Annotated in this window: 11 protein-coding genes and 1 pseudogene; all 12 read right to left on the bottom strand. The window is 47.2% G+C overall.

Going from position 1 to position 11490, the window contains the following annotated elements; all coding sequences use genetic code 11:
* Window positions 1-189: 189 nt before the first annotated feature.
* The 12 genes and pseudogenes from JCM12259_RS11445 to JCM12259_RS11390 all read right to left on the bottom strand — a co-directional run bounded on the left by JCM12259_RS11445 (window position 190) and on the right by JCM12259_RS11390 (window position 11317).
* Window positions 190-1041, bottom strand: coding sequence for an N-acetylmuramoyl-L-alanine amidase-like domain-containing protein (locus tag JCM12259_RS11445; RefSeq protein WP_025066557.1), 852 nt, complete (start codon window positions 1039-1041; stop codon window positions 190-192).
* Window positions 1042-1043: 2 nt separating this feature from the next.
* Window positions 1044-2126: a DUF4421 domain-containing protein gene (locus tag JCM12259_RS11440; protein ID WP_025066556.1), complete on the bottom strand. Its 1083-nt coding sequence runs from the start codon at window positions 2124-2126 to the stop codon at window positions 1044-1046.
* The gene (locus JCM12259_RS11435) at window positions 2123-3109 is read right to left on the bottom strand and encodes a Gfo/Idh/MocA family protein (RefSeq protein ID WP_025066555.1); all 987 of its coding nucleotides are present in this window, start codon (window positions 3107-3109) and stop codon (window positions 2123-2125) included. The genes JCM12259_RS11440 and JCM12259_RS11435 overlap by 4 nt, the downstream gene beginning before the upstream one ends.
* Window positions 3106-3734 (bottom strand): annotated as a pseudogene (locus tag JCM12259_RS15305) (DedA family protein). The gene JCM12259_RS11435 and the pseudogene JCM12259_RS15305 overlap by 4 nt, the downstream one beginning before the upstream one ends.
* A gap of 82 nt (window positions 3735-3816) precedes the next feature.
* Complete coding sequence (locus JCM12259_RS15930; RefSeq protein WP_051559359.1) at window positions 3817-5154, bottom strand: tetratricopeptide repeat protein; 1338 nt, start codon at window positions 5152-5154, stop codon at window positions 3817-3819.
* Complete coding sequence (locus JCM12259_RS11420; RefSeq protein ID WP_025066554.1) at window positions 5154-6875, bottom strand: glutamine--tRNA ligase/YqeY domain fusion protein; 1722 nt, start codon at window positions 6873-6875, stop codon at window positions 5154-5156. The genes JCM12259_RS15930 and JCM12259_RS11420 overlap by 1 nt, the downstream gene beginning before the upstream one ends.
* 99 nt (window positions 6876-6974) lie before the next feature.
* On the bottom strand, window positions 6975-7550 hold the full coding sequence (locus JCM12259_RS11415; RefSeq protein WP_025066553.1) for a Maf-like protein: 576 nt from the start codon (window positions 7548-7550) through the stop codon (window positions 6975-6977).
* A 9-nt stretch (window positions 7551-7559) separates the two neighbouring features.
* On the bottom strand, window positions 7560-8078 hold the full coding sequence (locus tag JCM12259_RS11410; protein WP_025066552.1) for a KdsC family phosphatase: 519 nt from the start codon (window positions 8076-8078) through the stop codon (window positions 7560-7562).
* Complete coding sequence (locus JCM12259_RS11405) at window positions 8075-8854, bottom strand: Rossmann-like and DUF2520 domain-containing protein (protein WP_025066551.1); 780 nt, start codon at window positions 8852-8854, stop codon at window positions 8075-8077. Before JCM12259_RS11405 ends, JCM12259_RS11410 begins: the two co-directional genes overlap by 4 nt.
* A 198-nt stretch (window positions 8855-9052) precedes the next feature.
* Window positions 9053-9430, bottom strand: a complete 378-nt coding sequence (locus JCM12259_RS15295; protein ID WP_036889003.1) for an HU family DNA-binding protein — start codon at window positions 9428-9430, stop codon at window positions 9053-9055.
* Between the two features lie 232 nt (window positions 9431-9662).
* On the bottom strand, window positions 9663-11090 hold the full coding sequence (locus tag JCM12259_RS11395; RefSeq protein ID WP_025066550.1) for a hypothetical protein: 1428 nt from the start codon (window positions 11088-11090) through the stop codon (window positions 9663-9665).
* 20 nt (window positions 11091-11110) lie between these two features.
* Window positions 11111-11317 (bottom strand): hypothetical protein, encoded by a 207-nt coding sequence (locus JCM12259_RS11390; protein WP_025066549.1) that lies wholly within the window; start codon window positions 11315-11317, stop codon window positions 11111-11113.
* Window positions 11318-11490: the final 173 nt, after the last annotated feature.

The raw sequence follows: 11490 nt of genomic DNA, 5'->3' as shown, positions 1-11490 counted from the left end.
GTTTGATCATCCGAGGGGTCGGAAAGTAAAAATCAAGCGGATTTTGATCATCCGAGGGGTCGGAAAGCAAAAATCAAGCGGATTTTGATCATCCGAGGGGTCGGAAAGCAAAAATCGAGCGGATTTTGATCATCCGACCCATCGGATGATCAAAAACGATTGGATTTCGATGAAAAAAATAATCTTGGCTTAATCTTTGATTTGAATGACCCGAATTCCGAGTTGGGATGGGTGACGCTGCATGTAAGTACGGAGTGTGAGCGGCTCTTCTACGACGCAACGGCGTATGGATGATGCATTGAGCAGATGGAGACCGTTCTGATGCCATACGGCTATGCCAATATGCGAAGTGTCGAGACCCGGAATGCGAGTGACGATGGCGAGGATGTCGCCATCATGAATCGTTTGGCGAAGGAGCTGAGAATTGACAATCTGATCTCTCGGAATATATCGAATTTCATTCCCGGTGAGCTTTTCTTCCATCTTTTTGATCTTTTTCATGGCAGCGGAGTCGCCCGACAACATCGGATAAAATTGGGGATGTCGGCTCATATAAGAGATGTTGAGTTTCTGCACGCGTGTGAATGGCGGATTGGGCGTTTGCAGTTCGTGGATAACTCCGATATTTGCATGATTGCTGATCCATTCAGAAAAATAGTGCAGGCGTGAAGCGTATTCGATTTTTCCTGATTTATATCTTATGTTTTGCAAATAATGGCAGAAGTCGGCAAACGTGTTTTTGTTTTCTCGATGGCAGAGCACGAGGGCAAGGACATTTTCAACGTAGGTGGTGCAATCGAGCTGGCGCAGATTGATTACGAGCTGTTCGTTCTTGTTTTTCTCCAATGTTTTTGCTACGTAAGGCGTGCCTCGTAATTCGCGAGCAAAAAAGAGGATGGGATTATCGCTTGTTGTCAGACGATTGGCTTTTTTTAGTAGTGCTATTACGCGGAGGCTGTCGGCCGGAATATATTGCGGATTGATGGCTGCAGCTCTCCCTGGGAGTAACAGGGAGATAAGGATGAGGAGAATTGTCTTCATATTTATTTCTTTTTATTGAAATTGAATCCGACGTAGAAATTCAGATTACCAAAAACGGTATTCGTGGAGAATTGTTGTTTGCGGTAATTGTAGGCGTGGAGAATTGCACTTGCACCGACATACCACTTGGTGTTGTTCCATACAAGTCCGAAGCGCCCTACCCCATCCATGTTAAAGTTTCGGAAGGAAAAGTTGTCGGCTGTTATTTCTTTTCCTCCGATGTTGCCGTAAGAGTGTTTATAGCCCAGCGCAAGCGACAGCGAGGAAGCAAACACCCAGTTGTGTGCAAAGACCCAGTTGTAAGCATATCCTCCGGATAGAGAGAGATCAGAATATTTGATTTTTGCTGAAATCAGATCACTATCTACCTTAGCCAATCCGTCTTCTGTGCTGAGGCGCTCTTTGATAACACGGTTGAGCCTTTCCCAGTCGAGATTCAGAGTGTGTTTTGTGTAGCCGATGCCTAATAGAGGTGATCCATAACTGCGTCGTTGCACGGTGCTCTGGCTGAAAGCGGCGGGATAAGAGAATCTACGGTGATTAAAGATATAGTAGAGATTAAATCCCCGGATGCTTGCAGAGAATCCGTCGAAAGGTGTGTCGGTGATCTTGTCTGTATTGATTTTGTCTCCGAGATCGAGATTTCGGATCTTGTAATCATCGCCGGTCCTTCGGTAGAAGAGATCGATGCCCACTTTTGAACTGTAAAAGCTCAGATCGAATTCGAGACGGTTGTTGCTGTTGCCAAGATGCGTCAGATCGAAAGCATAGCCTAAGAATATCCATCGCCAACCGAAATATGGACCTAATTTATAGGTGGGTTGTGGTGCCAAGGTGAGCGCGATCCCACTGTGTGTTTGAAGACGATAAACTTCATACGTGTTGGTGTTCTGGAGCATGGTCTGGAAATTATAATGCTGCGGCTCGATATATGACGTGTCCACACGACTGAAATCTTTCACGAAAGTATATAAACTGTGGATGATTCGGGCCGCAAACGTCTTTCCCGAGGAGATGCTGTCGTCTGCATGCGCAAAGGGCGCTGCTAATAGGCACGTGAGGAATAAAAGAGAGAGGCGCTTCAAAATTTTCCCAAGATTCTGTCCATAACCCAGTTTACTGGTGTGGCGCTTATCGAAGTGCAAGTGCAAACGCCTATTCCCTGCAAGTCTTCGATCACGGCACGAATGATGGGTAACTGCACGTAAGGCGGATTGGGGACCGTTATGTTGATTGTTCCGCTACTGGTGATCAGCTGGATAGGATCATAGTTGTAGACCGAAAACGATAGCATCCCTTGGTCACCGATGACTTCGATACGGTCTTCTTTTGCACTTTGATGTCCAACGAAGCACCAGGATCCACTGCCGACGAGTCCGTCTTCGAACTGAAAACTGGCGCTCACTGTATCTTCGGCCTGCTCGTAAAGATGTGCGCGGTTGGCGGGATAGCCGTGCGCGCGCGTGATGACTCCGAAGATATCTTGCAATAAATCTAATTGGTGAGAGGCCAGATCGTAGAAATACCCTCCACCGGAAATATCCGGCTGAAGACGCCACGGCAGTGTGTCGTGCGACTGATAGTCAAGATCGCGGGGCGGTACGGAAAAGCGTATTTGCACGTTGATGGTGTGTCCGATAACGCCCTTGTTGATACATTCCTTAATTTTGAGAAAATAAGGCAGATAGCGCCGATAATAAGCCACGAAACACGGCATGCCTGTCTGCTCACTCACGCGGTTGATTCTGGCACAGTCTTCATAGCTGGCTGCCAAGGGTTTTTCCACATATACGGGTTTTCCGGCTCGCATAGACATGATAGCAAACGTCGCATGGCTTGACGGGGGCGTCGCGATATAAACGGCATTAACTTCGGGATCATCGATGAGCTTTTGTGCATCGGTAAACCATTTTCGGATGTGATGACGCTCGGCGTAGGATCGCGCTTTGTTTTCATTTCGACTCATCACGGCTACGACTGTAGAGCCTTCAACTTCGTTGAACGCAGGTCCTGATTTTTTTTCGGTGACTTCTCCGCAGCCGATAAATCCCCATTTGATAGTTTTCATGCTCCTCGTCTGCGTTTGAGCAGGTGTCTGCTCATAAAAAATAAGAGAGCGACGACTACCAACAGCATGATCACGACTTTTATGTACTCGCCGTATTCCATGATCTTGTCGTTAAGTTGGTCTTCGGGTACGACGGTGTGCAGATACCATCCAATGCGGCAAGAATGCAATTCCAAAGACCTGCACCGATCGTTGTGTAAAATAGAAAGGTCCAATAGCGCATTTTGGCAAGTCCAGCAGGAATCGAGATGAGATGCCGGATGCCGGGAATGAGTCGCCCCGTGAGCGTGGCTACGATTCCGTGATCGTCGAAGTATTTTTCACTCTTTTCTACTTTTTCTTGGTTGAGCATGCAGAGTCTTCCGAGCCGACTGTTCGCGAATCGATAAACAATTGGACGACCGAGATAATAGGCGACAAAATAGTTGATGCTGGCGCCGAGATCAGCGCCGAGCGTGGCGCAGAGGATAACCAGGAAGATGTTTAGATTTCCACCGGCTGCGTGGTAAGCTGCTGGCGACACGACCAATTCCGACGGGACGGGAATCACAGTGCTTTCCAGCATCATCAAAAAAAACACGGTGGTATAATTCAAATTCCCCAAAAGGGAGGATAACCAGTTCATGATTTATCAGGATTTGCGATTAGGTAATTATAATATTCGTCCGTATCTAAGTCCTGTGGGATGGCTTCTCCGAAGACGGCTTTTACTTCGATAGGATTTCTTTTGCAAGCCATTTTGAGCGCATTCTTGTATTCCTCTTCTCTCCCGAGCTCTTTGCAGCAAGCGCTAAATAGGCGTAGCCGTCGATTTGCTCGTCGTCATCGTTTTGCAGGAGTGTGTGGAAGAAACCATAAGCCAGCTCGACATGATTGTTCTCGTAGATTGAGATGGCTACACGAAGAACGATTTCTGCATCGAAATTCGAGTTATAGATGGCTTTCTGATAGGTTTTCTGTGCTTTTTCTAATTCGCCTTTCGCCATCAAAAGATGTCCCCGGAGAATAGACAACTCATTTAGGTTTGCTGCCGGTGTGTGTTCTGCCTTTCGGATATAGGTCATGGCTTGCTGTTGGTCGCCAAGATCGGAGAGTGCGTAGGCTAATGTTTGGTAAATGTCTGGCAGTATGTCCTGGTCTCGGTCCGCAATCTTTTCGGCTTTCTTTAAATGTGCAATCCCCTCTTCCATGCGATTTAGTTTGAGAAGCGTAATTCCTTGAAACATTTCACCTGTCCCATCCTTGGGACATAATTCTGCCACCTTTTTATAATACACCAATGCTTCTTCGTAATTACCCAAAGCGAATAACCCATTCGCCTTGTTCTGCACGGCTTCATCATCATAGGGGTTGATGGCGATCGAAAATTCACTGCTCGTGATCGACTCTTTGATCAGATTAGAGAAGTATTGCGATGACGCCAGATGATTCCAATGCGAGCCGGAATATGGATTCTTCTCTACAAGATCGCTGAAGATGTGCAGACTTTTCGTATAGTCTCCCTTCTTCAGCGCTATTCGTCCGAGCAACTCCTTGTAGTCATCTGAGTTTGTTTGCTTCGATCTCATCAACCATTCGTGTGATTTGTCCATCACATTGTAGTCGGCGAACAGCGTAGCTACATCGAGATAGAAGTCTTCACGATCGCTTTTCTCTATGCTTTTCAGACAACTCTGTAAGTATTCGTCGGCTTCTTGATTCTGACGACGCACAAGCATAATCTCTGCTCTCAGGTAATCATATTCCAAGTCGCTTTTGTCTTCTATTTGGTCGGCGAATTTTTCCGCTTTGTAAGGATCTTTATTAACCAGCAGTTCGATCCGGGCACGAAATTCCAAGGGAGCAGAGGCCCCCGGGAACTTTTCGATCGTATCGTCTAAAATTTTAATGGCCTCATCGGTATGGCCTTGTAGGTGATAGAATTCGGCGATATCTGCCAAATCATCCGGATCTATATAAGCAGGAGAACCATTTTTCTGTCCATTTTTATATGTACAGAGCAGATTTTTAAACTCTTCGCTTCTGAAATATTCGTCGTTTGTCATTAATCTATTCTTTTTTGTTTTGTCCACGTATCTTTCAACCCGACCGTCTTATTATAGACCGGTTTTTCTGGTGTGGAATCGGGATCAGCCATAAAATAGCCGATCCGCTGGAATTGTAGATATTCACCTGGTTGTTTTTCTGCGGCGTAGGTTTCTACAAAACAATTTTCATAAATGCGGAGCGATTCGGGATTCAACAGCTCACGGAAGTCGCGCTCATCAGCGGCCGGATTCTCAATACTGAACAGCCGGTCATAAATACGTACTTCGGCTTTGCGACAATGATTCACAGAAAGCCAGTGGAGTGTTCCTTTCACCTTGCGGTTAGCTCCTATATCGCCACTCTTGCTCGTTGGATCATATTCTGCCTGAATCTCAGTGATGTTGCCGTCTGCATCCTTCGTGCAGCCTGTGCACTTAACGATATAGGCATTTTTCAGTCGCACTTCCTTCCCCAAGCTCATACGGAAGAATTTCTTGGGAGCCTCTTCCATAAAGTCTTCACGCTCGATCCAGAGTTCCCGAGAGAATGTGATTGTATGACTTCCTTCTTCTAGATTCTCAGGATTGTTGACGGCTTTCATCTCTTCGGTCTTACCCTCGGGATAATTTGTGATAACCAATTTCACCGGATTCAGAACAGCCGATACACGACAAGCGCGTTTATTCAGGTCTTCTCGCACCGAGGCTTCGAGTAAAGCCATGTCATTGAGAGCCTCAAACTTGGTATATCCGATGGAATCAATAAACATTCGAATACTTTCCGGGCTGTAACCGCGACGTCTCATACCGCAAAGCGTCGGCATACGAGGGTCATCCCAGCCTACCACTAAGCCTTCATCGACAAGTGTGTGGAGCTTACGCTTACTCATCACGGTATAAGTCAGGTTCAATCGATTAAACTCGATCTGTCTCGGGCGATAATCATTAAGATTTTCTGTTTCGCCGTTCATCTCTTTCAAGAAGTCGATGAATTTGTCATAGAGCGGTCGGTGAGGCACAAACTCTAATGTACAAATCGAGTGAGTGACGCCTTCAAAATAATCACTCTGTCCATGAGCAAAGTCATACATTGGATAAGCATGCCATTTTGATCCCATACGATGATGCGGTATCTGAATAATTCGATACATGATCGGATCCCGGAAGTGCATATTAGGATTGGCCATATCGAGTTTGGCACGCAACACCATACTCCCTTCAACGGCCTCGGGCGTATTCATTTTCAAGAAAAGTGCAAGATTTTCCTCTATCGGGCGATCGCGATACGGACTCGCCGTTCCCGGTTCGGTCGGCGTCCCTTTTTGTTCAGCTATCTGTTCAGAAGTCTGTTCGTCAACGTAAGCGAGTCCTTGTTTGATCATCCAAACAGCAAAGTCCCATAGTTCCTGAAAATAGTCGGAAGCATAATAAATATTCCCCCATTCAAATCCCAGCCACTTGATGTCATTGAGGATATTTTCCACATACTCCGTATTCTCCTTGCTTGGATTGGTGTCATCGAAACGAAGATTGCACACGCCATGATATTTTTCAGCTACGCCGAAATCCATACAGATGGCTTTTGCGTGCCCGATATGCAGATAACCATTGGGTTCCGGTGGGAAGCGCGTTTGAATTCTACCGCCATTTTTGCCCTCTGCCAAATCTTCTTCTACAAACTGTTCTACAAAACTGAGACTCTTTTTCTCCTCATTTATATTTTCTTCTTTCACAGACATAATGATGGGATTATGGTTATATATTTGAGTTGCAAAGATACGCCAATTCGAGAGAATAACAAAAGATTTTCTCGTTTTTGTATGCGCAGGACAATTGGGTTACCGATTCAGAAATTCGCTTGTCAATTCTTCATAAATACGCTGGACTGGCAATCCCACCACATTGAAGTAACTACCGTTCAGAGCCGTCACGCCGACATACCCAATCCATTCCTGTATGCCATAAGCTCCGGCCTTGTCAAGGGGATGATATTTCGCGATGTAATAATCAATCTCTTGATCGGTCAAAACCTTGAAGGTGACCTCAGACGTCACAGAGAAATGGCGCTGTCGATCTTTGGCCGACAGACACACGCCTGTGATGACTCTATGTGTGCGACCGCTCAGCATTTTAAGCATCCCGTGTGCCTCGGCATCGTTTTCAGGCTTACCCAAGATCATATTGTCGATGGTGACAATGGTATCTGCCGTAATTACCAATTCATTGTCAGCTATGTCATAAGCTGCAGCTTTCTTCCTTGCAAGATATTCCGGCACTTGATCCACCGCCAAATCTGCCGGATACGACTCATCGATACCTGAAATCACGCGCACCTCGAAATCCAAATCCAAGCCGGCGAGCAATTCTTTCCGTCTCGGCGAATTACTCGAAAGAATAATTTTATATTGACTCATACGCCCCCCTTACCATCCGAAAGCCTTGGCGCTATTCAACCATTTCCCCTGCGCACGCAACACCTGTTCGATGATGTCGCGCCCGCATCCGAATCCACCGTTTCTTGCACTGACATATCGACAGATCTGCTTCACATCCGCACACGCATCGGCCGGACAACAAGGGCACCCGCATCGCTTCATAACCTCATAGTCGGGAATATCGTCGCCCACATAGACAATCTCTTCATCAGCCAGACCGTATTTAGAAAGGAAATCCTCATAAGTCTTTATCTTCACAACGCATCCCATATAAATGTCTTCCACGCCCAGACGCTCATATCTCAATCGGACCGACTCGCTGTAACCGCCGGTGAGAATAACGATTCTCAACCCCGACTTCTGCGCCAATTGAATAGCATAGCCATCTTTGATATTGACCGTTCGCAACGGTTCGCCCTTCGAATCCATCTGAATCGTTTCGGCCGACAACACGCCATCAACATCAAACACAATGGCCCTGATTTTAGTTAAGTCATAATTTATCATCCTCTTATAGCATTTCGGTGAATATTCCTGCTCAATCTCTCATACAAATCCCGCACCTGAGGCATATCCGCCAACAGGGCGGCCTGCGCTTGGATCACCTGTTTGTCATATCTCATCGCAGGACCCGTCTGGGCAGCCTGCGGCGTAAGCGTGTGCACCTTGCGTGCCGTCTCATCAATCAGCGGGAGCAACACGTCGAAAGGCAATTGATGCGCCGATAAAATGTCCGAAGCTATATCATAACAATGATTGACAAAATTGCATGCAAAGACAGCCGACAAATGCAAATATCGCCGATCGGCAGAGGCAAGATAGCTCACATGATCCGATAGACTTGCGCACAAACGCTTCAGCTCACTGATCGCATAATCGTCATTACCCTCAATAAAACAAGGTATCTCCTTGAAATTCACCCGCCGCGATTTAGAGAATGTCTGCAACGGATAGCACACACCATAATGTCTGGCCAAACCTTCGAAAATCTCCATAGGCACACTGCCTGCCGTGTGGACCACCACCCCACCCTTTTCTCGGCCCTGGCACAAGAGCGGAATGATTTCGGGCAATGCCGCATCCCTGACAGCCAGGATATACACGTCGGCCCCCGTCTCAATCTGTCCAAGGTCGGTCACAGCCGCACCACCCACAAGATCGGCCAAAGCCGCAGCCGACTCCATACTCCGACTCCACACCTGCGCCATCTCATGACCAGCCTCTGCGAGCGACAGCCCCAATTGCGTAGCCAAATTGCCCGCTCCTATTAACACGATCCGCATAGCTGTTTTTTCATCCTTTCTATTTCAAGTGCGCGGCAAAGATAAGCATTTATTACAAGATGCCCGCATCTCTTCCCGCCTTTATTAAAACATCGTTGCCCAACTCATCATCATCAAGTTGGGCAACCACAACAAAACAAAAAGAGTGAAAAGACAGCGCCACCAATCTTTTCACCCTTTCCCCTTTTCACCTTTAAATCATCCTTTCTTCACCATCTCAAACGCCACGTCTTTGAGCCTTTTCTTAAACGCGACGCCGGGCGTGAAAATGACGCGAATCTTAATCGTGTCGGTGTTAAACTCTTTGGCTTTGGCGGCGCCTTTGCTCGAAATCGAGATGCGGATCGTACCAAATTCGCCCATCTGCACGCTGAAACCGTCGAGCAAGTAACTCGGAACACGGTCTACGAAGTTCGAGAGCACATTCTCGATATCGCCCCGCGTGAGCGACGAACGCCCCGCGATGTCGGTCGAAATCTCGTGCAACGTTTTCGGTCCGAGGTTAAACACCGTGCCGTAGAGTTTCTTCTTGGTTCTGTCTTGCGGATTAACCCGCTCTTGAAGGTAAATTTTCATTTTTACGTCCTTTCTAAATCTTTGTTTATCAGTGGATTAAAAATCGTACGTCTGGAGTTTTGGCTGCGCACGTCGCGAGCAAAATTTTCATACGTACGGAAATAAATTTTCTCACGTCTCGAATTTTATCTCCACACGTGCGCAGCCAAATTTTCTTACGTGAGAAAATTTAGCTCCACACGTTCGCAGTTTTGATTCTTGATACTTATATTTTTTTTCATTCCAACGAGATTTACCGCGGTGTCCACTCTACGCTGAAGCCATATTGGTAGAAAAGATCTTCACTATCTAGACCTACGAGAGTCTTCTCAAATCGTAGAAAATATCGCTCTGAACTTGACGGAACTATTGAGCTTGACCAATATTGACCAAGTTCTTGGAGCCTGTATTTAGAACCACCAGCGTCTATTCCTACTGCAGCCAAGAAGAAGCAATCGCTTAATTTTTGTGGTATACCTTCGGTGACAGGTCTTGTCCATTGCGAAGGATAAGGAGGGAGAGCCGTTGTAACATAATCGTTACCATCCGAAGCAACGGTTTTTAAATACGATTCCGACTTGCCTTGCTCGGCGGCGATGACGCTTAGCTTCTTAAACCACATACCACCATGGAAAAGTTGCTGCCACCTGTTTCCCACCCAAAGCATTTTATCGCTCCAATGCGGGTCGCCTGCGCTGGCGAGCCAGGTGCACTCGTTCACGTTCGGATTGTTGGCCGTATTGCTTGCAGTGGGCTGTGTGTTTAGAGAGGTTTCTTCGTACTCCGGTATCTTGAGGTCGGCCGTAATGTCGTAGATCTTGCCGGCTTCTACATTGATCGTGATTTGTTGGGGAATAAAGCCTTCAATAGGCTTTATTCCCAACCCCAATATAGCAGGATGGTCTGTGGTGTTGCGCAGCCAGTAGCAAACGGTGAGGTGATGCAGGCCTGGGGCAAGCACCATGTAACTGCCGTTCTTGTCGAGATCGGCCGTAGTGTTGTCGAGAGCAAACTGGTTGGTGTTGAGCACAATCGTTTTCGAGGCGCCGCTGGTGGGCGTTGCCGACAGGCCCGAAGCGCTGAAGCCGTAGGTGCCGGCAAGAGGCTTATCAGATGTAACTTCAATCTTGATCAGTTTGCTTCGGTTTACATGCGGATTGGTTGAGCGAGGCTGGAAGCACAGGTAAGCCGCCTTGTGCTCGAGCTTGAAATTATAAACTCCGGCACCATCACGATGGGCAGTGGCTGTTCCGCAATCGCCCGACACGCCGAGGTGCTCAGTGTTGTTGGGCGCGCTCTGCGTTTGCGTGGTGGCGATGGTCACCTCGTCGCCTTTGGTGCTGGCCTTGCCTGTGTAAGTGACGGGGTAGCTTGCGCCAGAAAGTGCAGTCGAGAAATAGAACCGGGCATGAGCGGTCTTATTATTGATGCTGCTCGAGGTGCTACCGATAGACGTGGCACCCGTGTTGATCCAAATGTTGTCGCCCGTTGTCCAAAAGAATTTACCCTTTCCACCAATATTGTGATCCATCGAGGTGCGTGTGGCGAGTTCGTCACCGCTAACAAAAGTAGTCACGGCTTCATTCGTCGTGTTGTTATCCTTGTTTAAATCTTCGTTTGTGCAGGCCGTCAGCCATAATCCAGTCAGGGCAAACGCTGCAAATAGCTTCATTGTCTTCATTTGCTTTTCTCCTTGTTAGTTTATTCGTTCCACTTTTCTTCGGCAGAGGGGGTGAATTCTTCCTCTTCCTCATCAAACCATCCTTGCTTGGCATCACCGAAGCTTCCGCCATTCTCGACATCTTTATGCTGCCCACTGGCGAAAGTTAATAATTGCTCTGTCTGCGATATGCAGACTGTCACATTGGGCTTTACGTAAGCCCTACTCTCTAATTGTTTTCTGTTCATATTCGCTATGTTTTAGAATGAATAATTCGTGAAATTTTCCCCCTTGTTCGGTTGGCAAAAGGGCATGAAAAAAGAACAAAGGGAACTCCGAGAAGCCCTTTGTTGATAGACGTTTAGCCGTCTTCCCTCGCGCGCGCGTAAGATGAAGCCGCGAAGGTGTCTACGCCAGGTGC

Source organism: Hoylesella enoeca JCM 12259 (genome assembly GCF_000613405.1).
GTDB lineage: Bacteria > Bacteroidota > Bacteroidia > Bacteroidales > Bacteroidaceae > Prevotella > Prevotella enoeca.
The sequence above is the reverse complement of the archived record's forward strand: the minus strand, read 5'-3'. Positions and strand labels throughout refer to the sequence as shown.